This window comes from Rhodoblastus acidophilus (genome assembly GCF_900187365.1).
In the GTDB taxonomy this organism is placed as follows: domain Bacteria; phylum Pseudomonadota; class Alphaproteobacteria; order Rhizobiales; family Beijerinckiaceae; genus Rhodoblastus; species Rhodoblastus acidophilus.
The window spans coordinates 72,921-95,183 of record NZ_FYDG01000008.1 but is presented as its reverse complement, the minus strand read 5'-3'; the positions used below and the strand labels follow the sequence as shown (position 1 = coordinate 95,183).

Here is a 22,263-nt window from a genome sequence, read left to right as displayed (position 1 = left end):
GCGCTTGCCGCGCGGCCGCGGCCAAGGTTAAACTGACTCATGACAAAAATCGTGCTCGCCACGCTGGGGTCGCATGGCGACATCTATCCGTTTATCGCGCTCGGCAAGGCTTTGCAGGGCCGCGGCTTCGATGTGGTCGTCGCCACCAGCGGCCATTATCGCCCGATGTTCGAAAACGCGGGCCTCGACTTCGCGGCCATCGGCCCGGATGAGGCGGAGCTGGTGCGCCGCCTCAACGTCAGCCCGCGCGAATTCGTGCGCAATGTTCTGTCGGACGATTTTTTCGTCGTCAGGCTGGCGCAGGATCTGCTGGCGGAAAATGTTCGCGATCTCATGCCGGTGGTCGCCGGCGCCGATCTGGTGGTCGGCCACCACATCGCCTATGCCGCGCAACTCGCCGCCGAGCTTCACGACATTCCGCATGTCCATGTGCTGCTGGCGCCGTCGCTGCTGATGTCGCCCGACGACCCGCCCTTGATCACGTCGGAGCGGCTCGGCCCGGCTCCGTTCGCCCGCGCGCCGGGGCCGGTCGGCCGCGTCTGGAACCGCATTCTGGTCGCCACGTTCCGCGCGGCGTTCCGGCCGATGACCAAGCGGGCGCGGCGCGCGCGCGCGGAATTGGGCCTGCCGCGAAGCCGGGCCATTCCGTTTCTCGACGCCGGCGGCGCCCGCGCCGTGCTTGGCCTGTATTCGCCCTTGCTGACGCAAGGGCCGTCCGGCGCGATCGCGGTGGGCGCTACGTTCCATGACGGCGGCGCCGCGGCGCTCGACCCGAGGATCGAGGCGTTCCTGCAGGACGGGCCGGCGCCGGTGGTGCTGACTTTAGGCAGTTTCGCGGCGCTCGGCGGCGCGGAAGTGTTGCGCCATGGCGTCGCCGCCGCGCGCGCGCTCGGGCGCCGCGCCCTGGTGATCGCGGGGCGCGATGACGCCCGCTTCATCCGGGCGCCCAAGGGGCCGGATTTGCTGGTGTGGGGCTATGCGCCGCATTCCGCCGTGTTTTCGCGCGCGGCGGTCATTCTGCACCATGGCGGGGCGGGAACCGGCGTCCAGGCGCTGCGCGCGGGTCGCCCGCAATTGATCGCGCCGTTTTTCGTCGATCAGCCCGACAACGCCGCCCGCATCGCGCGGCTGGGCGTCGCCCGCGTGCTGCCGAAGGCGCAGTTCACGCCGGAGCGGGCGACGGAGGAGTTGCGCGCGCTGCTGGAGCAGCCGGACTATGCGCTGCGGGCGCAACAGGTGGCCGAACAGGTGCGCGGCGAGGATGGCGCGCGCGTGGCGGCGGATGTGATCGAAAACCTGCTTCAGCCAAAATAAACGCCGCCGAAGCCACAGGCCCGGCGGCGCGAAAGCGGCGCGGATGAATGCGTTTATTGCGGCTGCGGCCCCTCGCCCTTCTTGGCGCCGGAACGGTCGTATTGGGCGATATAGGCGATCACGTCGGCGATTTCCTTGTCGCTCTTGATGCCCGCGAAGGTCATGTAGGTCTTGGGAACGTCATGCTGCGGCTGGCGCAGATAGGAAGTCAGGGTCGGCACGTTCCAGACCTTGCCGGAGGTCTTGTTGGCTTCGGAATAATTGTAGCCGGGCACGGAGCCGGCGGGGCGGTCGATCAGGCCGTTGAGCACCGGGCCATAGAAATTGGTGGCGCCGCGGCCGATGTGATGGCACTGGCGGCACACGCGAAAAACCTTTTCGCCCGCGGCGGGATCGCCGGCTTCCTGCGCCAGCGCGCCGAAGCTGAAGCCGCAGAGAAGAGCGGCGGAAAGAACAAGGGATTTGCCGTTCATGGCCAGTTTGCTCCGCTAGAACCTTTATTGGCCTGACTCGCGTCAAGCTCTTGGTGATCCCATCGGCCTTTTTTAATAGGGTGGCAAGAAGCGACGGGAAATGACACTGAGCAATTAAAGCATCGCCCGAGCGCCTTTTCCCCTCTCAATAAGTCCTATTCCTTTTTGCGCAGGTCACGGTCGAACCGCTGGTTTCGCCCAGATTTCCTTAGCGGAAGCGGCTGTTGGGGCGAGGGGGCGACGAATGACCGCAGGTCCGCCGCCGGTCACGCCCCGCGCTCGCGTTCCGCCTTGAGCGTGTCGATGCGCTTCGACGCCTCCGCCTTGGTCAGGCCGGGATCGAAGGCGTTGGGGTCGCCGCATTCTTCGGACAGGGTTTTTAAATAGGAGGCCTGCGCCCCCGTCATGGGATCGTCGCCGGACACCCAGTCTTCCGGGTCCTTCTCGGCGTTGGAGTTTGGCGTGGGCGCGGTTTTGGGGTTGGTTTTGTCGCTCATGAGGCATCCTGTCGCAGAATCTCTCAACGCGCGGGCGGCCGCGACGGATCCTGCCGCGACGGATCCTGCCGCGTGAGCGCGGCGAGCGCCTGCCGCGCCGCGCGCTGGCCGCTGGCGTAGGCGCCGTGGGCGGTGGTGAAATCCTGCGGGTCCGTGGCTTCCCCGGCGAAAAACACGCGGTCGTCGAACGGGCGCGCCAGCGCTTCCCGCGCGTCGGCCCGGCCGGGCAGGGCGGCGCTGTAGGCGCCGCCGATGCGCGGGTCGCGGCCCCAATGCGTCGCGGCCAGCGGACGCAGCGCGCGGCGAATATTTGCGCCGAACAGGCGGGCGAGGGCGTCCTCCGCCGCGGCGAAGGCGCAGGCGGGGCCTTCGCGCGCCACGGCCTGAGCGCCGGCGCCGCCGAGAAAACATTCGATCATCGGGCGTCCCCACGGTTTGATGTCGAACGAGGCGCTGGCGGAATCGCGCGGGTCGCCGATCAGATGCGTGTCGTCCTCGAAGGGCGCGGCGGCGTTCCCAATCTCGAAGAACAGCTTTTCGTTGCGCCCGAGCGGCAAAGCGGCGGCGGCTTCGCGCCAGGGAGAGAGTTCGCGCGGCCAGTCGATGGCGTCGCCGGCCAGCACGGCGGTCGAAACGGTGACGAGCGCGGCGCGGGCCTTGACCTCGCCCCCGCGTGTGTCGAGCGCCACGCCGGTCGCGGTCAGCCTCAACGCGTTCGCCGGCGTGGCGAGGCGCAAGGGAATTCGCTGCGGCCATGCGGCTGCGGCCAGCGCGCCGAATCCGTGCGGAACGCGCCAGTTTTCCGCGCCGGCGGCGGCGTCATAAATCGCGTAATCACGCGCCGACAGGTCTTCCAGCTCGGCGCCGCTGACATAGCCGGCGAGGGCACGGACATAGGCGTTCCACGCGCCCTGGGGCGGCAAGGTTTTCGCGGCGCAATCGTCGGGCGCCGCGGCGAGCGCGTCGCTCCACGCCTGATAGGCCGCCCCCGCCGCTTCCTGCTCCTCCGGCGAGAAACCGAGGTTTTTATATTGCATCCGCCAGTTAGCGCGGCGCCGGTCGAGCGCGAAACCGACATCTTCGCCCAGCCGCGTCCACGGGTTGCGCAGCGCCGAATGCAGCCATTCCGCGCCGAAATCGAGCGTCAGCCCGCCGATCTCGACCGTCGCCATGCGCCCGCCGACGCGCGGCGCGGCCTCCAGCGTCACAACGGAAAGGTTCTCGCCGGCCAGCAGGCGCGCGGCGCCCACTCCGGCCGCGCCGGCGCCGACGATGACCAGATCGAAAGGGTCGTTCATGCGCAAAAAGCCCGGCGGCGCGGGCGGGCGCCGCCGGGCGTCTGTCGGGTGAAGCGACCGGTCACGCCGCCTTCTGGATGAAGCGGCGCGTGACGGAATCGAGCTGGCTCGACAGCCAGGACGCCATGGCTTCCTCTTCCTCGCACGACTGGCGCAGCGGGCCGATGGCGCTGGGAACGCCGGCGCTTTCGGCTATGGCGATCAGCGACTTGTAGGCCGCCGTCTCATAATTTTCGAAAGCGAAGCTGGCGAAGGAGTTCTTCAACACTTCGTCATCCGCCGGGATATGCGCCGCCGCCGCCAAATTGCCGAACAGCGACATGGCCGTGTCCTTCAAGGTGGAGGCGGATTCGCCGAGCGATTCCAGAATGGCGTCGATTCGCTGCTGCTGCCGGTAGGTCTCGTCGAGATGCGTCTGGAGGCGCGCCTTAAGATCCGGAAATTCGTCGAGCCGCTCAATCTGGCGCTTGAGCAATTGCTCGGCCTGCGATTCCATGGCGTGGGCGTTGCTGAGACCCGCGACGAACAAGTTCTTCAAAGCTTCCTGCGGCATCGGATATCTCCAAGGTTGAAACGAGGGGGAAATCAGTGGCGTCCCTCGGAGCCCAGATCGGCCCCGGTGGTCGGTTGCGAGTCCGGGTCGGAGCGCGTGCGCAAGACGAGGGCTTCGATGAACCGGTTCTCGTCCGAACTGAGCTTCACCTCCGCCTGACCGTCGCCGCCATTGAGCGGCAGGGCGCTTTCGACATCGTCGAGCCGGCGCCAGTCGGCGCCGCTGTTCCAGGGGCCGAGAGTCTCGCCCTCGCCATGCGAGGCGTGAACGTAGAGATTGGCGAATTCCGGCTTGCCCTGGAGTTTTCCGGGCGGGAAATTGTCGTGGATGGCGTAGAGCGCCTTCTCAAAACTCTTCTGATGCGCGATCTCGCGGGTCATCAGGAAGGTCAGGGCGTCCTTCACGTCGGCGTCGTCGGTGACGTTGATCAGCCGCTCATAGACGATCTTGGCGCGGCTTTCGGCGGCGATGTTCGAGCGCAGATCGGCGCTGGGATCGCCGATGGAGTCGATATAGGCCGCCGTCCACGGCACGCCGGAGGAATTGGTCAGCGACGGGCCGCCGCCGTAGAGCAGGGCTTCGGTCTGCACCGAACAGCCTTGCGACAGCGAGCGGTAAAGGTCGGCCTGTTCGTCCGCGCCTTCTGCCAACTTGCCCTTGGAGCCCTTGTTGAGCATGGCCACGATGCTGCCGATGATCTCAAGATGGCTGAGCTCCTCGGTGGCGATGTCCATCAGCATGTCCTTGCGGCCGGGATCGACCTCCCCGAGCGCCTGGGTGAAATAGCGCATGGCCGCGGCCAGCTCGCCCTGCGGGCCGCCGAACTGCTCCAGCATGAAACTCGCGAGGACGGGATTCGGTCGGGCGACCCTGACCGTGTATTGCAGTTTCTTGTTGTGAATGAACATGAAGCCTCCGCATGCGTGCCCTGGGTCGACAACGGGCGGCGCGGCGCGGCGTTCCGAAAATACATAAATTTGAACAAAGCTTTAGGTTGCGTCCGGCGCGAATGGGGCGCTCAGGTCTCATAGAGGCCCCGTACTATTTTTCTCCGTAATTGCCGCAATTTTCGCCGCGCGCGACGCGATCTGCGCCGGCGTTCACCATTTAAAATGTTGTTTCGGCTACGGAAATCACGTGTCGTTCAGAAATGCGTTTCCATGTCAAGTGAATTTGACATTACAAAGCGGCAATCTATAGTGACACCTGCGCTGCGACGGCGAAGCTCAGTTTCGCACAAGTTGCGCCACCGCGCCACCGGTGATCAACGTGCGGTTTAGCACGAAAAAAAGCGTGGCGAAAAATTTGAGAGGTTGACATGGCTGATGTAAAGGGGCTGACCGGCTTGACCGCAGCCGAAGCTGAAGAGCTTCACAAGTACGTTATCGACGGCACCCGCGTGTTCTTCGTGATCGCGATCTTCGCGCACGTTCTCGCGTTCGCTTTCTCCCCCTGGCTGCACTAAGGAGCTCCTGACATGAACCAGGGCAAGATCTGGACCGTCGTCAACCCGAGCGTTGGCCTGCCGCTGCTGCTCGGCTCCGTGACCGTCATCGCCATTCTCGTTCACCTCGCTGTGCTGTCGAACACCAAGTGGTTCCCGGCCTACTGGCAGGGTGGCCTGAAGAAGGCCGCTGCGATCGAGACCACGATCGTCGGCTGACGCCGCCTGACGGCTGCCGCATGTGACGGCACACCGCCGATGGTGTGCGGCGCGTCCACCGCCGCTCCTTGGGGTCGTCGGTCGAGCATGTGAAACCGGAAGAAACAGACGGTCGGCATCGGATGATGCCGACCGTTTTGATTTTTGAGCCCGTTTGATGTTTCAGTCTGCGCCGTCATCGTCGCGCCATTTTTAATTGGCGTATTGGGGGTGGACAAATTGCCGCGGCTAAGGCGCTCTTTCACGTGTTTCTTACCTAAGGCTTTGAGAAATAATGGAAAGTTTTGCACAGCTTCATGTCAAGTGAATTTGACATTACAAAATGGCAAGATATAGTGACACCAGCGTTGCAGCAGCGAAGTCGGCTCGATTTTGCCTAAGCGCGCCACCTTGCCACCGGTGCCTGCGTGCAGGTTAGCACGAATAATCAGTGGCGTTTTTTTGAGAGGTTAACAATGGCTGCTTTGTCCGCTGCCGAAGCCGAAGAGCTTCACAAGCACGTTATCGACGGCACCCGCGTGTTCTTCGTGATCGCGATCTTCGCGCACGTCCTCGCGTTCGCTTTCTCCCCCTGGCTGCACTAAGGAGCTCCTGACATGAACCAGGGCAAGATTTGGACCGTCGTCAACCCGAGCGTTGGCCTGCCGCTGCTGCTCGGCTCCGTGACTGTGATCGCGATCCTCGTGCACGTCGCCATTCTGTCGAACACCACGTGGTTCCCGGCTTACTGGCAGGGCGGCCTCAAGAAGGCTGCTGCGATCGAGACCTCGATCGTCGGCTAATGCCGACCGCCGTTCAGGCGATCAGGCCGGTATCGCAAGATGCCGGCCAATTTTTTATGTCGGCTACTTGTTGATGTCCGTCTTGCGTGCGCCTTAGGTCAGCAGGAACGACAGCAGCGACCGCATTTCCGCCGGCCGCACCGGCTTTCTCAGCATTTCCAGCCCGGCGGCGCGCACCTCCTCCTCCGATTTGGCCGAATGGTCGGCCGTGACGATCAGCGCGGGCACGTCGCTTCCCAGCGTCGCCCGCACGCGCGCGATGGCCTGAGTGCCGCGCTCGTCATTATTGAGATGCAGGTCGGCGATCACGATATGCGGCGCCGTCGGCAGCGCCCGCAGCCGCTCCAGCGCCTCGTCGCCGGACACGGAGACCGCGACGTCGCAGCCCCAGCGCTCCAGCAGCGTCACCATGGCCTCGCTGACGGAAGGCTCGTTCTCGATCAGCAGGATTTTCGCGCCGGCGATCGGGCTGTGGAACAGCCGCAGCAACGGCGGCGGCGCCGGCAGATCCTTGGGCGCCGGCGCGGCGCGCGGCAGCCGCACATAAAAGGTCGAGCCATGCCCCACATTGGACGCGAGCCGCACGGGATGGTCGAGCGCCTGGGCGAATCGGCGCACGATGGCGAGGCCCAGCCCGAATCCGGTTTCGCCGGGGATGTCGCTATGGGCGCGCTTGAACTCCTGGAAAATCGCCTCGCGCTTGGCCTCGGGTATGCCCGGCCCGGTGTCGGACACCTGCACCAGCACGCGCTCGCCGCGCGGCCGCGCCCCGACGAGCACGCCGCCATGGGCGGTGTAGCGCAGCGCGTTGGCGATCAGGTTTTGCAGGATGCGCCGCAGCATGGACGGGTCGGAACGCACATAGAGTTTCGACGGAAAGATTTTCAGCTTCAGCCCGCGCTTCTGCGCAAAATAGGCGAAGTCGCGCGCCAGCGGCTCCAGCACCTCATTAAGCTCGAAGGTGCGGACGTCTGGCTTCATCACGCCGGCGTCGAGTTTCGACAGGTCGAGCAGGGTGCGAATCAAATCTTCCAGCGCGATCAGGCTGCGGTCGACCTGTTCGACCAGCACGCCCGCTTCCGGCGTCGCCGGCAGTTCGCCCAGCGCCGACAGCGCGAGACGGGCGGCGTTGAGCGGCTGCAGCAGGTCATGGCCGACCGAGGTGACGAAAGTGGTTTTCAGCGACGAGGCCGCCTCCGCCTGCCGCTTGGCCTTTTCCAGCGAGCGCATCGCCTGGGACAGCTCCTGGGTGCGGCGACGCACCTGATGGTCGAGCGAGATGGCGGTTTCAAAAAGGGAAAAGGCGTTGAACTGGCTGTCCACCGAGCGTTCGACGCGCGACATCAGCGCGCTGTTGATCTTCTCCAGCTTGGCGATGCGCCGCTTCAGCTCATCCACGCTTTCGCCGCCATGCAGGTTCATGTTCATCCCGCCGCGTCCTCCCGACCGCGCTGCCCCAGCGCGATTCCGGTGAAAGTCTGGTTGACGTGCATGGAGCGGAACTGTTCGCCGTAGGTGTTGAAGCCGATCACGTTGTGGGAGCGGTACAATTCGGACAGCCGGCGGGAGATCTGGCGCCGCTCGGCGTCGAGCCGCCGCAGCACGCAATCGAAGCCGATATAGAGCGACACCGGGCCGAGCTGCGCCTCCATGTCCTGAAAGGTCGCCAGCGTGCTTTCATAGGGATCGCGCGGCTTGGCGACGGTCAGCACCAGCCCCTCGTCGATGGCGCAGAAGAACGACAGCGAGCCGTCGGCGTTCACCTTCTGAATCGAGCGCGCGTAATATTGGCCGCCCACCCCCACGAGAACCGGATGCGAGGCGAAGGAGGACGGCTCCAGCTTGCTCTCCATCACCCCGACGGCGTGGGCGTATTCGGTGGCCGCCGGCTCGGCGTTGAGTTCGCGCACGATGCGCAGGTCGGTGTCGGCGTCGGTCACCACCAGCTTGGCGCGCGTCGGCTCGAAATAATCGCATTTGAACGGCGCGAACGGCAGGCGGGTGTGGAACAGCAGCAGCAGCGCGGCGTCGCTGTAAACCTGGCCGTCGCGGATCATGAAGGTCTTGTCGAAGCTCAGGGCGTCCCCGGCCGAGCCGCCGACCACGGGAATGTCGTCGAGCGCGGAATAAAGCGCCGAAATCACCGCCTCCTCGCGGCGGCACAGGCCGTCGATCAGCAGCAGCCCGAAACAATGTTCCGGCTCAATGCGCGGGTCGCTGGCGATCAGCGCGTCGCGCGTCGCCATGAAGGCGGCGCGGCCGGCCTCGACCGAAAAATGCGACAGGTCCTCGCACAGATGGGCGAGCAGCGCGAAATCCCGGCGCAAAAAGCCCAGCGCCACCACGGTGCGCGAGGCCCAGCCCGACGGGGTCAGCTCGCCCGCCGTGGTGCAGCCGTAAACGGGCACGCCGGGCAGAGCCCTGGAAAGTTCGGCCGCGAACAGGCCGGCGTCGTAATTGGCGCAGACGAAGCAGATGAGTCCCGCCAGCGCGTCGCGCGGCGCTTCGTCCGGCGACAGCCGGGCGACTTCCGCCGCGATCTCGCGCGCCGCCTGTTCGGCGTTGTCGGCGCCGCTGCAGGCGACCAACACGCCGTCGCGCTCCGCCTGTTCGCTCCCTCCCAACGGATGCTCCCCTGGTCCGGACCGGCCGGATTTTCAGCGTCTTGGCGCCCGCCTTGGCCTTTCGGCGCGGCGGGTTCGCGCGCAATTGTGAGAAAGTACTATAGGCGATGTTTTCCGCCTCGCACAACCTGCCAAAGCTTTGGCGCGCGCCCGGGTTTGGCTGCGAACAAACAAACAAGAACAAGACTCTGGCGTGAATGCGCTCGGGAGGGGAAATGCGGAAGGGAAACGGCGTCTGCCGGCGCGGGCCGCTGGCGCGCCTCGGCGCGGCCCTGCTCATGCTGCTGTGCGGATTGACGGCCGCCGCCGCCGCGACGCTCGACCGCGCCGGCGTCGAGCTGCTGTTCCCCAAGCCTTATATTGTCGGCCCGCGCGATCCCGCCTTGCCGATCTGGCCGATCTTCAAGCAGAGCTACAATGACGACGTGCTCGTCGCCTATCTGTTTGAATCCGAGGATTTCCAGCCGATTCCCGGCTTTTCCGGCACGCCGGTCAATCTGGCCATCGCGGTGCGGCCCAATGGCGCCCTTTTGAGCGTGCGCGTGCTGTCGCAGCACGAGCCGGTGTTCGTCGATGGTCTCGGGCCGGAGCCTCTCAACGAATTCGTCAAGCAATATGAGGGGTTGTCGCTCAGCCAGTCGATCAAGATCGTGCCGCCGGGGCGCAGCGGCGCCAAAACCCGCGACGGCGTGGCGGCGGAGATCGACGGGGTGTCCAAGGCCACGGCCTCCGTGCGCATCATCAACGAAACCATCGTCAATTCCGCCTTGCAGGTGGCGCGCGAGCGCCTCGGCTTTTCGCGGGGGCGCGACCCTAACCGCGCAGCCAAGATCCGGGAGAACGTGTTCGAACAACTGAGCTTTTCGCAAATGCTGGCGCGCGGCTACATCCGCCATCTGCGCGTCGCCAACGCCGACGTCGAGAAAGCTTACAAGGGCACGGAAGCCGAGGGGCTCGACGACGAGGCCGTCAAGGACCCCCACGGCGCCTTCGCCGACCTCTATCTGGCGCAGGTGGATGTGCCGATCATCGGGCGCAACCTGCTCGGCGAGGCCGGCTGGCGCAAGCTGATGGGCCAGCTCGACGGCGCCCCGGCGATGATGGCGATCTCGGCGGGGCGCTGGACCTTCATGCCGGACAATTTCGTCCCCGGCGCCACCCCCGATCTGATCGGTCTGGCGCAGGCGGGCGCGCCGGTGGCCTGGCGCGATTTCGTCTGGCGCGACCGGCTCGATCTGGACGCGCCTGGCCTCGATCTCGCCCGCGCCGATGTCGCGGTGATGCGCATCGCGCCGGAAGCCGCGTTCGATCCGGCCTCGCCCTCGCAGGTGTCGCTGCGCGTCATTCGCGAGAAGGGCCTCGTCTATCCCGAGAAATTCCCGGTCGATTTCAAGCTCGACTACAGCCTGCCGCCCGATCTGTTCGACCTGCCGCCCGAAGACAAGGGGCTGGGCCTCGGCTCGATCTGGGCGAGCCGCGCGCGCGACGTCTCGATTCTGACGGCGGGCCTCGTCGTGCTGGCGTTTGCGCTGGCCGGGCAAAGGCGGCTGGCCCGTTCGCCGCGCGCGCTAAAAATCTTCCGGCTGAGTTTTCTCGCCTTCACCCTGGTTTTCATTGGCTGGATCGCGCAGGCGCAAGTGTCCATCGTCTGGCTGTTCGGCCTGATCAAGGCGATCAAGGGCGAGGGGACCTTCGCCTTCCTGCTGTGGGATCCGCCGACGCTGATGGTGGCGGCGTTTGGCCTGCTCGCCCTGTTCGTCTGGGGGCGCGGCACGTTTTGCGGCTGGTTGTGCCCGTTCGGCGCCTTGCAGGAATTCGTCGGCGAAATTGCGCGCATCACAAAAATTCGCCAGCTCGCGCTGCCACGCCGCTACGAGCGCCTCGCTCGACTGCCCAAATTCCTGGTGCTGGCGGCGATTGTGGTCACGGCGCTGTTCTTCTCGTCGCAGGCGGAACGGGTCGCCGAGGTCGAGCCGTTCAAGACCTCGATCACCCTGATCTTCATGCGCTCCGTCCCGTTCGTGCTCTATGCGGTCGCGCTGCTGATCCTGGGCCTGTTCCATTACAAGTTCTTCTGCCGTTACCTGTGCCCGCTCGGCGCGACATTTTCGGCGTTGAGTTTCGTGCGGCGCTGGGCCTGGATTCCGCGTCGCCGCGAATGTGGGTCGCCGTGCCAGCTGTGCCGGGTCAAATGCCGCTACGGCGCCATCGAGCGCGGCGGCGCCGTGATCTATGCCGAATGTTTCCAATGTCTGGACTGCGTTGCGATTTACGACGACGCCGGCCAATGCGCGCCGCTGCTGCTGGCGGCCAAAAAGGCCCGCCGCGAGGAGGCGCTTGGGGTGCAAGCGCAAGCTTCGCGCAGGCTTGGGTTTCCATAGTCGCGCCGTAATATTGACTGCCCTTTATGCGCACGGGCGGATGTGATTTCAGGAGACGCCATGTGGATGTTGGGAGAGCGCCACCTTGCGCGCGAGACGCTGGCGGCTTTCGACAAGTCGCAGGCCATGATCGAATTCTCGCCCGATGGCGTCGTTCTGATGGCGAACGACAACTTCCTCAAAACGCTTGGCTATGCGCGTAACGAGATCGTTGGGCGCCCCCATTCCATGTTCGTCGAGCCGTCCGAGCGGGACGGCGACGACTATCGCGCCTTCTGGCCGGCGATGGCGCGCGGCGAGTTCAAGGCGGGCGAATTCCGGCGGATCGGCAAGGATGGCCGCGAAGTGTGGATCCAGGCGTCCTACAATCCGGTGATCTCCGGCGGCAAGGTCGTCAAGATCGTCAAGATCGCCTCCGACATCACCGCGGCCAAACAGCGCGCGGCTGAGACCGGGGGACAGGTGCAGGCGCTCAACCGTGTGCAGGCGGTGATCCATTTCGCGCTGGACGGGACGATTCTCGACGCCAACGCCAATTTCCTCGCCGCGATGGGCTATAGCCGCGAGGAAATCGTCGGACGGCGTCACGCCATGTTTGTCGAAGAGGCCGTCGCCGCCAGCCCCGATTACCGCAAGTTCTGGAGCGATCTGGCGCAGGGCGAGCCGCAGAAAGGCGAATTCAAGCGGATCGGCAAGGGCGGCAAGGAAGTCTGGCTGGTCGCCTCCTACAACCCGATTTTCGACGCCAATGGCAAGATCTTCAAGGTGGTGAAATTCGCCACCGACATCACCGGCAGCTATGTGCGGCGCGCCCGTCGCGAACGCACCGCAAATCAGGTCGACGTGGAATTGGCGGCTGTCGCCCAGCGCATCGTCGAGACCGATGAGCGCGCGGCCAATGCGGCCAACGCCGCCGCCGAAACCAGCGCGACCGTGCACGCCGTCGCCGCCGGCGCCGAGCAACTGGCCGGGTCGGTGCAGGAGATCAGCCGGCAGGTGACCGCGGCCATGCACATGTCCAGCGACGCCGTGACGCAGGCCGGCGAGGCCGACCGCATCGTCAACAGCCTCGCCGAGGCGGCCCGGCGCATCGGCGAAATCACCTCGCTGATTTCCACCATCGCCACCCAGACCAATTTGCTGGCGCTCAACGCCACCATCGAATCCGCGCGCGCCGGCGAAGCAGGACGCGGTTTCGGCGTCGTCGCCAACGAGGTCAAGGCGCTCGCCGACCAGACGGGACGGGCGACCTGCGAAATCGCCGAGCATATCGCGGAGGTGCAAAGCTCCACGCGCGGCGCCGTCTCCGCCATCGGCTCGATCGCGCACACCATCCAGAATCTCAGCGAAGTGTCCTCCGGCATCGCCGCGGCGGTGGAGCAGCAGACGGCGGTCACGCGCGAGATCGCCCAGAACATGCAGGTCGCCTCGACCGGCGTCGAGCAGATCAGCCAGAGCATCAGCAAGATCTCGGCCGCCACCAATCAGGTCGCCGCGTCGGCGAAAACCATCCGCGACATTTCGCGCGCGGGCGCCGCCGCCTGATCACACCCGGTCGACTGTCTCCTCGCAATGATTGTGGATATGGGTCGCCGCCACGGCGGCCTGGCCCATGGCCACCACGATCTGATCGAGGCCCTCGACCACGCCGCCCGCCGCGTAAAGGCCGGGCACGCTGGTCTGCTGGCGCGGGTCGACCGTCAGCGCGCCGCAGTCGTCATGCGCGGCGCCGAGCGCCAGCCCGAGTTGTCCGCGCGGCGTCAATCCCAGCGCCGAGTAGAGCGTGTCGAAGCGCATTTCGCCCTCGGAGCCGAAATGCAGCGCCGCGATATGGTCGCCCTCCACCTGTAGCGACCGCACCGGCGCGCGCGCCAGCTTGACGCCCAGTCTGTCGCAGCGCGCCTGCTGGTCCGGCGTGAGGTCGAGCGCGCGCCCGAGCGTCAGCAGGGTCACGTCGGCGCCATAGGCGCGGGCGATGAACAGGGCTTCGTTCAGGCCGCGCGCGCCAAAACCGATCACGCCGATCTTCTTGTCGCGCGCCTCGAAACCGTCGCAGATCGGGCAGTAGCGCACCAGGCCGCGCCGCACCGCGTCTTTCTGGTCGGGCAGGTCCAGCTCGACGTCCTGGGCGCCGGTGGCCAGCAGCACGCGCCGCGCCGCGATCTCGAAGCTGCGGCCGGGCGCCGCGATGCGCGCGGAAAATCCGCAGTCCGCGCGCGTGAGCGTCTCGACGCGGCCGTCCAGCAGGCTGTCCGGGCCATAGCGCAGCAGCGTCTCGCGCTGACGGGCGATCAGATCCGGCCCGGTCAGCCCGTCGGGGAAGGCGGGCAGGTTGTGGCTGGTCGGGATGGCGGCGGCGCGCGGCGCGCCGGCGTCCACCACGAGGAATTTGCGTTGAAACCGCGCGAGATAAAGCCCGGCGGTCAGGCCCGCCGGGCCGCCGCCGATCACCAGACAATCGAGCATGGCCGCCCCCGCCGCCTGTTTACGTTCCGGCATATGGGGGGAACGCTCGGGCGGCCGCGCCGGTTGAGGGGGCGGGCGAAAATCGCCGCGCGCCGCCTGTTGGGCCTATTTGAAGGTCGGCGGCGAGTCTTCCGCCGCGACCGGGATCACATCCACCGCCACCGACACGTCCTGGGCGCCTGACGAGAGAATCACCCCCGCGATCGGGGCGATGTCGGCGTAGTCGCGGCCCTCGGCCAGCACGATATGGTCGTCGCCCACCAGAATGTTATTGGTGGGATCGAGGCCGACCCAGCCGTCGAACGGGCCGCACCAGATCGCGACCCAGGCGTGGGTGGCGTCGGCGCCCTCCAGGCGCTCCTGGCCGGGCGGCGGCACGGTGCGCAGATAGCCGCTGACATAGCGCGCCGGCAGCCCCAGCCCGCGCAGGCCGGCGATCATGATATGGGCGAAATCCTGGCACACGCCCTTCTTCTTGGCGAAAGCCTCGCCCAGCGGCGTGGTCACCAGCGTCGCCTTGGGGTCGTAGTCGAAATCGTCCCAGATCCTGCGCATGAGGTCGCGGGCGCCGACGAGGATCTCGCATTCGGGCGGAAAGCTGGAGCGGGCATAGGCCACCACGGGCTCGTCGAGCGACACCACCCGGCTCGCATAAATGAAATGCGCCGGCGATTGCGGCCCGAGGTCATGCACGCCGAACGCCTGCTGCCGCACTTCCTCCCACGGCGGGGTGACGGCGGGCGGTTCGGGCCGGGCCACGGCGATCCGCGCCGTCGCCGTGACTTTTAGCGCCCGATGTTCGTCGTCGAGGCGGACCACCTCGAAGGAATTGCCGAAGAAGCAGACGCGCTCCGTCCGCTGCGCGGCGGGCGGATCGAGCGTCACATTCACCGACAGCACCTTCTGCCCGGCGCGGCTGGTCGGGCGCAGCCTGAGCGCGCACAGCGAATAGGACACCGGCGCCTGATAGGCGTAGGTGGTGATGTGGCGGATGTCGTAGATCACGCGAGGCCCACCTGTTTTTCGGCCTGCGCCACGTTCGCGCCTTGCAGGAAATAGCGCGCGCCGACGGAATTGGCGAGCAACATCAGCCGGCGCTCCACCGACAGCACGAATTCGCTGGTCACGGCGTTGGCCGAGGTGGTGCGCAGGTCGGCGTCGAGATTGATGGCGATGCGGTTCGGCGCCTCGAGCATGCCGTCTTGCCGCAGCACCGGCAGCGTGGCGATATGCTCCGCCAGCCGCGCGGTCTGGAACGCGACCGAGCGCGGATTGTAGGGGTCGAGCAGCGCCATGTCGCGCACCGGATAGGGCGCGACGCCGATCAGATAGCGCGAACGATAGGTGATCTGCGAGTCGATCAGGTCGAGCAGCACGTCGAAATCGGCGCCGCGCGCCTGCTCCATGCCGAAGCTGCGGATGAAGCGGCAGGTGTTGACGCCGCGCTCCAGCCGCCGGCCCATCTCCAGGAAGCGCCAGCCCGCGACCCGGTTCATGTTCTCCTGCGCCAGCCCGGAAATGCTGGCGATGGCCTGCAGCGCGATATCGGCCTGCTCCAGCAGTTCCGCCTCGTCGAGCGGAGGCTGGCAGTTTTGCAGCCCTTGCAGCAGCTCGACGATGATGCGCCAGGTGTCGACGGACAGGCGCTCCCGGATCACCGCCGCCGTGCGCTGCGCGTTCTGCGCCAGCGACACCGCCGAACCGAACTCATCCACATTGAACAGCGCCGTGTTCAAAAAGCTTTGCGGCGTCAGCGCGATCTTGGGCTTGGCGGGAACCGCGCCCCATTCGATCAGCAGCTTGCGCAGGCGCTGCATGGTGGCCGCGCCTTCCGCCGTCAGATCCTCGTTCTCGATCACGCGCTTGCCGAGGCAGCGGATCAGCCGCAGCGTCGCTTCGGCGCGCTCCACATAACGGCCGAGCCAGAACAGATTGTCGGCGGCGCGGCTGGGCAGATTGCCCATGATGCGGCGGATCGACACATTCTCGTTCTGCGGCAGCAGGCTGACGGCCTCCACCGGCTTGTTGGCGACGATCCAGACGTCGGTGGTCTGCACGCCCGCGCCCATGGCGACGGCGCGGGAATCCAGCCGGTCGGAGATGCGGCAGAAGCCGCCGGGCATGACATGGAATTTGCCGTCCGGGCCGAGCGCCGCGAACACGCGCAGCACGAACGGGCGCGGCTCCAGCTTGGAGCCGACCCAGGTCGGGGTGGTCGAGAGGCTGGCCACTTCCTGCCCGACATAATCGGCGCCGCGCGCGCGGATCGCCTCGGCGAGGCGCTGGCGCTGCGCCGGCGTCAGCTCGCCGCCGACGACCGAGCCGCCGAGGAAGGATCGCGTCGGCGCCGCGCCAAAGGCCGGGGCGATCGCCATGTCCTGCAGCCGCGACAGCACATGCTCGCGCTCGCGCGCCTGCCCGCACCACCAGGTCGCGATATTGGGCAGCAGCAGCTTTTCGCCGAGCAGCCGCGCCGCCAGCGCCGGAATGAAGCCGAGCAGGGCGGGGGTTTCCGCCACGCCCGAGCCAAGCGCGTTGACCACGGCGACATTGCCCTGGCGGATGGTTTCGACCAACCCGGGCACGCCGAGCTGCGAGCCGCTTTTCAATTCCAGCGGATCGGCGAAATCGGCGTCGATGCGCCGCCAGATCACGTCGGCGCGTTTCAGCCCGGCGATGGTGCGGACATGGGCGAGGCCGTCGCGGGCGACGAGATCGGCGCCCTCCACCAGCACGAAACCCAGATAACGCGCCAGATACGCCTGTTCGTAATAGGTCTCGCTGTAGGGGCCGGGGGTGTAGAGGCAGATGCGCGGGTCCGAGCGGCTGGCGAGCGTGGCGAGCCCGCCGCGAAACGCCTGGAAGAACGGCGCGAGCCGCCGCACGTTCATGTCGCGGTAAATGGCCTGGAAGGCGCGCGTGAGATTCAGCCGGTTTTCCAGCGCATAGCCGAGGCCGGAGGGCGCCTGCACGCGGTCGGACAGCACCCACCATTGCCCATCGGGGCCGCGCCCGAGATCGGCGGCGTAGAGGTTGAGCCAGCGCCCGCCGCGCGGCTTGACCCCGACCATCGGCGGCAGGAAATCGGAGCTGCCGGTGACGGCGGCGGCGGGCAGGAAGCCGTTGCGGACCAGTTCGCCCTTGCCATAGAGGTCGTTGAGCAGCAGGTCGAAAATTTCGGCGCGCTGGGTGACGGCGGCCTCGATCACCGCCCAGTCTTTTTCCGAGATCAACAGCGGCATATGGCTGAGCGGCCAGATGCGCTCGGTCGTTTCGCCGTAGGCGCGGTAGGACACGCCCTGTTCGCGGATGTTGCGCTCGATGGTTTCGAAGCGGCGGGCGACGTCGTCGGCGCCGAGCCCGGCCATTTTGTCGAAAAATTCGAGCCAATGGCCGCGCGGCCGATCGTCCGCGCCGATGAATTCATCCGGCGCGTTGTCGGACGGCCGATAGGCCGCGGTCATCTCCACAAGCCGCCGCGCTTTGGCGCTGGAGGCTTTCTCGGTCGCCGGACCCATTTCCACCCCGAAAAAAAACGAACACCGACTCTGACGCAAATTCCTTAGGAAAAAAACCCCCTTTCGCAAACGGTTTAGCGAAAGTGATGCCGGGCGGCCGCAGCCGGCGTCACGCTTCAGGCGCGAAACTCCCGTCGCGCTTCCGCCCCGGACCGCGTTCGACAGGGCGCCGGGGCCGCCCCGCCCGCGGTTTAGCCTATTTCTTCGGCCGCACCGTCTTCACAACCTCGGGATGCGTATCCAGCCAGGCGCCGCCGATCAGCTCGACGCAATAGGGGATGGCGGGAAACACGGCTGACAGGCACAGGTCGATCGAGCGCGGGCTGCCCGGCAGGTTCACCACCAGGCACGCCCCGCGATGCGCCGCCGTCTGCCGCGACAGGATGGCGGTCGGCGTCTGCTCCAGGCTTTTCATCCGCATCAGCTCGCCGAACCCCGGCATTTCCCGGTCGCAGGCGGCGAGTGTCGCCTCGGGGGTCAGGTCGCGCGGCGCCGGCCCGGTGCCGCCGGTGGTGAGGACGAGGCAGCAGCCGGCGCCATCGGCCATGTCGATCAGCGTGTCGCGCACGCGTTCAAAACCGTCGGGGATGACGCGCATGTCCAGCTCGAACGGGACCGACAGCGCCTTGTGCAGCCAGTCGCGGATGGCCGGGCCGGAAATATCCTCATACACGCCGGCGCTGGCGCGGTCGGAAATGGTGAGAACGCCGATTTTCGCGGGGGCGGGGGCCATGAGCGCTCCTGGAGGAAGGGCGCCGGTTTTGCGGCGGTCGGCGCCGATCTGCGACAATCGCAATTTCCTCGGGCGTGTCAATGCGCGCCGCGCGTTCAAGCCAAGGCGAATCCTGGGTTGGTTCTGGAGCGTATTGGGTACGCAAGCGCGAATTTTTCAGTGTATTTGCGTAGGATTTTTAGATAATGGCGCTGTGTTGACAAACGAAATCCTCATGCAAGATTGGGTTTTGGATTTCCTATATTCGTCTCGGGCCTGCGGGGAGGAAATTTGATGCGGAAGACGTTGTTGCCGATATTGGTTGTCGGGATAAGCTATACAAGCGGCGCGTTGAGCAAGAAATACGAGCTGTTTCCCTGGCCGCAACTGTCGGCCCTGAAGGAGCGCTTCGCGCCGTCCGCGCCGCATGACAGCCGGTATCGGTTCGACGCCAACGGCCTGCTGGTCGCCGACGAGAGCAAGACGGCGATCGCCTGTCCCGAGCAGACCGGGCGCACCGCCGTGCTGATGGCGCTGGGCCAGTCCAACGCCGCCAATTACGGCGGCCAGCGGTTCCAGTCGCAGCACGGCGACAACGTGGTCAATTTCTTCGGCGGCGGCTGTTTCGTCGCGGCTTCGCCGCTGCTCGGCGCCACCGGCGCCAAAGGCGAATATTGGACCCGGCTCGGCGACCTGCTGATCGCCTCGGGCCGCTACGACAGCGTCGTGATCGCGCCGCTGGCGTTCTCCGGCTCGCTGGTGGCGCGCTGGGCGCCCGGCGGAGACATCGCCCCGCTGCTGGCCGATCTGGCGGGGCGGCTCAAGACGCGGGGCTATCGCGTCACCGACGTTCTGTGGGACCAGGGCGAGGCGGATTTCGTCGCGGGAACGCGCGCGGAGGCTTATCGCGACAAATTCCTCGCCATGGTGGAGACGCTGCGCGCCAATGGCGTCGATGCGCCCGTGCATGTCGCGGTGGCCTCCAAATGCCTGGAGCCGAGCAATGGCGGCTTCAAGTTTCATGTGGCTGATAATGAGATCGTGCGCGCCCAGCAGGCGCTGGCGCTCATCCACGCGCCCGGCGTGAGCACCGATGCGCTACTGGACCCGGTCGATCGCTACGATGATTGCCACATGGCCGGCTCCGGCCTGGAAAAGACCGCGCAGGCCTGGGCGCAAATCCTGCTCGACTCGGCCAAGCCCGCGCGCCGCGCCGAGAGCCGGTAGCGCTCAGGCGGCGTTTTTCCGCGGCGGTCCCATCAGCGCCGGCTGGAAGAACACGGCGGCGCACAAAGTGGTGGCGAGCGACAGCGCGAGCAGTTCGCCCATGCTCGACGTGCCCGGATGGTTGGACAGATACAGGCTGCCGAACGCCGTCGCGGTGGTCATGGCCGAGAAGAAAATCGCCCGCGTCAAACTGGTTTGCAGCAGTTCGGCCGAACCCGCGCGCCAGGCCATCACGTAATAAATCTTGAAGGCGACGCCCAGCCCCAGCAGCAGCGGCAGGGCGATGATATTGGCGAAGTTCAGCTTCAAGCCGATCAGCACGGAGATTTCCATCGTATAGACACCCGCCAGCAGCAGCGGCGCCAGGGTCAGCGCGACATCGCCGATGCGGCGCAGCGCCAGCCACAGCAGCACGGTGATGGAGATCAGCGCCAGCGCGCCGGCCTGGGCGAAGGCCTTGATGACGGTGTCGCCGGATTCCAGAATGGAGACGGCGGCGCCCGCCGCCTCCGGCGCGATTTTCCGCACGGCGTCGGAGAATTTGCGCAGATTGTCAAAATCATTGCGGTCTCCGCGCGGGAAAAGCTCCAGCCGCGCGCGGCCGTCGGGGGACAGCCAGTCTTGCGAAAGCTCCGGCGGCAGGTCCTTGAGCGCCGCCGGCGCCGCCGCCAGCGACGCTCGGACGTCGCCGAGCAGCGAAACGATCGGCGCGATCACATGGCGTCGCGCCAGTTCGCGCGCCGGGGCGGGCGCGTCCGACAGGCGCTGGAACGCCGCAGCCATCGCCTCCAGCCCCTTGGCGTGCGCCAGGGCCTTGGCGCCGTCGCGCAGGGCGGCGACGTCTCCGGCGTCGTCGGGCGCGGGCAGGGGCGTGACCGACAGGCTGGGGCCGAGCAGGTCGCGGGCGTCGGCGATGGCCTCCAGCTTCGGTTTCTGGGCTTCCGGAACGAAGCTCGTCAGCGTGGTCACCGCATCCACTTCCGGCAGGGCGCGCAGCCTCTCGGCCAGCGCATCGGCCTCCGGCAGGTTTTTCGCCAGGATCTCGATGGAATTGAGCGCGTTGCGCGGGTCGCTGCTCAGGTCGAGCAGGGTGGCGACCGACTCGACCTTGGGGCTGCGCAGGTTGAGCGGATTGATGTCGAACCGCACCTGCGCCAGCAGCGGCGCGCCCAGCAGGGCGAGGCCGAGCGCCGCGAACACGATCAGCTTGCGATGGCCGGTCTGGAACCGGTCGATCGGCGCCAGAAAGGCGTAGCCGACCGGGGCGGTTTCCGGCGGCGGCTTGAGGATCGCCAGCAGCGCCGGCAGCAGGGTGACGGTCGAGCAGAACGCCAGGATCATGCCGACGCCGGCGATCAGGCCGAGTTCTGACACGCCGCGATAGGCGGTGGGAATGAAGGAGAAAAAGCCCGCCGCCGTCGCCGCCGCCGCCAGCGCCAGCGGCAGGCTGGCGCCCGCGCCGGCGAGATCCACGGCCTTGTCGAGATTGAGGTGCTGGAACCGCTCCTCGCGGTAGCGCACGCTGAACTGAATGCCGAAATCGACGCCAATGCCGACGAACAGCACGGCGAAGGCCACGGAAATCGGGTTGAGCACGCCGACCATGGCGAGGCCGGCGGCGGCGGTCAGCGCGAGGCCCGCCATCATATTGGCCATCACCGCAAGGATCAGCCGGCCCCAGCGCAAGGCCCGCCACAGGATCAGCAGCACGGCGGCCACCATCAGCGCATTGTTGACCGCCGCGCCCTCGGCCAGCGTGCCGAATTCCTCGTCCTGCATGGCGACGTCGCCGGTCAGCCGCACGCGATAGCCCTGGTCGGGGGTGAGGCCGAGCGACGCCGCCGTGGCGCGCACGGCCGCGCTGGCGGCGGCGCCGGGCTGGAGTTCCGAATAATCCAGTTTCGGGCTGATCTGGATGAAGCGCCGTTTGTCGGCGACGCTGGCGGGGGCGCCGGAAAACAGCGCCGACCAGGAGAAATCCGCCGCCTGGCCCTGGCTGGCGGCGTTCAGGGCGTCGGCGACGGCCGCGAGCGCCTTGCCCATTTCCTGGGTCTCGGCGGTTGTCTCCTTGGCGGATTGTTTGGCTTCGGGTTGTTTGGCGTTTGGCTGGCTTTGTGCGCCGCCCATCAGCCCGACCGCGCCCGCGAGGCCGCGCAGGCTGGGATCGCGCGCCAGCGCGCCCAGGAAGGGCTGGGCGTCGATCAATTGCCCCATGCGGGTCGAAACATCCGCCGCCGGCAAATAAAGCAGCCCCTCGCGCGCGAAATAATCCGAGGTCTCCAAGGAGCGGACCGCCTTGAAATGCCCGGTCTGGCTTTGCAGCGCGGCCTGCAGCTTGCGCGCCGCCGCATTGGCGTGTTCGGGGCTGGGCGCGTCGAGCACGGCCAGCAGCATGTCCTGACGCTGCGGAAAAGCCTTGCTCAGCGCGATCTCGCGCTGACGCCACGGCAGATCCTGCGCGATCAGCGTATTGAGATCGGTGGACATGGCGAAATGCCCGGCGGCGTACCAGCCGGCGCAGGCCGTGAGGGCCAAGGACAGCAGCAGGGTGAGCCATTTGCGCCGGGCGCACAGCGCGACCAGCCGGGCGACAAATCCGATTTCCTCGGACGGAGAATGCAGCACAGGGGAATGCATGAGCGGGCGTTCCGTTGAATGGCGCGCAAACTGCGTTATTTCCTCGCAAAAGGAAACCGTGTCACGTCGTTTTCTCCGCCTCGGCTCGAGCTGGGCTGATTTTTGCTTGCGGGGAAAA

General features: G+C 66.6%; 20 protein-coding genes. 8 read left to right on the top strand and 12 right to left on the bottom strand.

Annotated features, from left to right (window positions below):
* Positions 1-39 precede the first annotated feature (39 nt).
* On the top strand, positions 40-1,314 hold the full coding sequence (locus CFB24_RS15180; RefSeq protein ID WP_088521481.1) for a glycosyltransferase: 1,275 nt from the start codon (positions 40-42) through the stop codon (positions 1,312-1,314).
* A 53-nt stretch (positions 1,315-1,367) separates the two neighbouring features.
* Here CFB24_RS15180 and CFB24_RS15175 read toward each other — a convergent pair whose 3' ends face one another.
* From CFB24_RS15175 to CFB24_RS15155, 5 genes are all read right to left on the bottom strand, one after another.
* On the bottom strand, positions 1,368-1,787 hold the full coding sequence (locus tag CFB24_RS15175; protein WP_088521480.1) for a c-type cytochrome: 420 nt from the start codon (positions 1,785-1,787) through the stop codon (positions 1,368-1,370).
* A gap of 266 nt (positions 1,788-2,053) precedes the next feature.
* Entirely contained in the window at positions 2,054-2,284 is a 231-nt protein-coding gene (locus tag CFB24_RS15170) for a DUF3072 domain-containing protein (RefSeq protein WP_088521479.1), read from the bottom strand.
* A 23-nt stretch (positions 2,285-2,307) separates the two neighbouring features.
* Entirely contained in the window at positions 2,308-3,582 is a 1,275-nt protein-coding gene (locus tag CFB24_RS15165) for a flavin monoamine oxidase family protein (RefSeq protein WP_088521478.1), read from the bottom strand.
* Between the two features lie 61 nt (positions 3,583-3,643).
* Complete coding sequence (locus CFB24_RS15160; protein WP_088521477.1) at positions 3,644-4,135, bottom strand: ferritin-like domain-containing protein; 492 nt, start codon at positions 4,133-4,135, stop codon at positions 3,644-3,646.
* Positions 4,136-4,167: 32 nt separating this feature from the next.
* On the bottom strand, positions 4,168-5,043 hold the full coding sequence (locus CFB24_RS15155; protein ID WP_088521476.1) for a manganese catalase family protein: 876 nt from the start codon (positions 5,041-5,043) through the stop codon (positions 4,168-4,170).
* A gap of 410 nt (positions 5,044-5,453) precedes the next feature.
* Between CFB24_RS15155 and pufB the strand changes: the two genes are divergently transcribed.
* The 4 genes from pufB (at position 5,454) to CFB24_RS15135 (ending at position 6,580) form a co-directional block, all read left to right on the top strand.
* Positions 5,454-5,600, top strand: a complete 147-nt coding sequence (pufB, locus tag CFB24_RS15150) for a light-harvesting antenna LH1, beta subunit (RefSeq protein ID WP_088521475.1) — start codon at positions 5,454-5,456, stop codon at positions 5,598-5,600.
* Between the two features lie 12 nt (positions 5,601-5,612).
* The gene (gene pufA, locus CFB24_RS15145; RefSeq protein WP_088521474.1) at positions 5,613-5,798 is read left to right on the top strand and encodes a light-harvesting protein; all 186 of its coding nucleotides are present in this window, start codon (positions 5,613-5,615) and stop codon (positions 5,796-5,798) included.
* 455 nt (positions 5,799-6,253) lie between these two features.
* The gene (locus CFB24_RS15140) at positions 6,254-6,382 is read left to right on the top strand and encodes a light-harvesting protein (RefSeq protein WP_088521473.1); all 129 of its coding nucleotides are present in this window, start codon (positions 6,254-6,256) and stop codon (positions 6,380-6,382) included.
* Positions 6,383-6,394: 12 nt separating this feature from the next.
* Positions 6,395-6,580 carry a light-harvesting protein gene (locus tag CFB24_RS15135; protein WP_088521472.1) on the top strand — a complete coding sequence of 62 codons (186 nt, stop codon included), beginning with the start codon at positions 6,395-6,397 and terminating at the stop codon, positions 6,578-6,580.
* Between the two features lie 93 nt (positions 6,581-6,673).
* Here CFB24_RS15135 and CFB24_RS15130 read toward each other — a convergent pair whose 3' ends face one another.
* A complete protein-coding gene (locus tag CFB24_RS15130) occupies positions 6,674-8,008 on the bottom strand; it encodes a hybrid sensor histidine kinase/response regulator (RefSeq protein WP_088521471.1) in 1,335 nt (444 codons plus the stop codon).
* Entirely contained in the window at positions 8,005-9,204 is a 1,200-nt protein-coding gene (locus CFB24_RS15125; protein ID WP_088521470.1) for an FIST N-terminal domain-containing protein, read from the bottom strand. The genes CFB24_RS15130 and CFB24_RS15125 overlap by 4 nt, the downstream gene beginning before the upstream one ends.
* Positions 9,205-9,419: 215 nt before the next feature.
* Here CFB24_RS15125 and CFB24_RS15120 point away from each other — a divergent pair, with 215 nt between their 5' ends.
* The gene (locus CFB24_RS15120; protein ID WP_158255223.1) at positions 9,420-11,585 is read left to right on the top strand and encodes a 4Fe-4S binding protein; all 2,166 of its coding nucleotides are present in this window, start codon (positions 9,420-9,422) and stop codon (positions 11,583-11,585) included.
* 60 nt (positions 11,586-11,645) lie between these two features.
* Positions 11,646-13,130, top strand: coding sequence for a methyl-accepting chemotaxis protein (locus tag CFB24_RS15115; protein ID WP_088521468.1), 1,485 nt, complete (start codon positions 11,646-11,648; stop codon positions 13,128-13,130).
* On the opposite strand, the gene CFB24_RS15110 is transcribed toward CFB24_RS15115, so the two are convergent.
* From CFB24_RS15110 to mog, 4 genes are all read right to left on the bottom strand, one after another.
* Positions 13,131-14,084: an NAD(P)/FAD-dependent oxidoreductase gene (locus tag CFB24_RS15110; RefSeq protein WP_088521467.1), complete on the bottom strand. Its 954-nt coding sequence runs from the start codon at positions 14,082-14,084 to the stop codon at positions 13,131-13,133.
* 72 nt (positions 14,085-14,156) lie between these two features.
* Positions 14,157-15,056: a transglutaminase family protein gene (locus CFB24_RS15105; RefSeq protein WP_088521466.1), complete on the bottom strand. Its 900-nt coding sequence runs from the start codon at positions 15,054-15,056 to the stop codon at positions 14,157-14,159.
* The gene (locus CFB24_RS15100; RefSeq protein ID WP_088521465.1) at positions 15,053-17,569 is read right to left on the bottom strand and encodes a circularly permuted type 2 ATP-grasp protein; all 2,517 of its coding nucleotides are present in this window, start codon (positions 17,567-17,569) and stop codon (positions 15,053-15,055) included. Before CFB24_RS15100 ends, CFB24_RS15105 begins: the two co-directional genes overlap by 4 nt.
* Before the next feature lie 196 nt (positions 17,570-17,765).
* Positions 17,766-18,302, bottom strand: coding sequence for a molybdopterin adenylyltransferase (mog, locus tag CFB24_RS15095; protein WP_088521538.1), 537 nt, complete (start codon positions 18,300-18,302; stop codon positions 17,766-17,768).
* Positions 18,303-18,575: 273 nt separating this feature from the next.
* Here mog and CFB24_RS15090 point away from each other — a divergent pair, with 273 nt between their 5' ends.
* Positions 18,576-19,508, top strand: coding sequence for a sialate O-acetylesterase (locus CFB24_RS15090; RefSeq protein WP_088521464.1), 933 nt, complete (start codon positions 18,576-18,578; stop codon positions 19,506-19,508).
* 3 nt (positions 19,509-19,511) lie between these two features.
* Here the strand turns inward: CFB24_RS15090 and hpnN are convergent, their stop codons facing one another.
* The gene (hpnN, locus tag CFB24_RS15085; RefSeq protein WP_088521463.1) at positions 19,512-22,145 is read right to left on the bottom strand and encodes a hopanoid transporter HpnN; all 2,634 of its coding nucleotides are present in this window, start codon (positions 22,143-22,145) and stop codon (positions 19,512-19,514) included.
* Positions 22,146-22,263 lie beyond the last annotated feature (118 nt).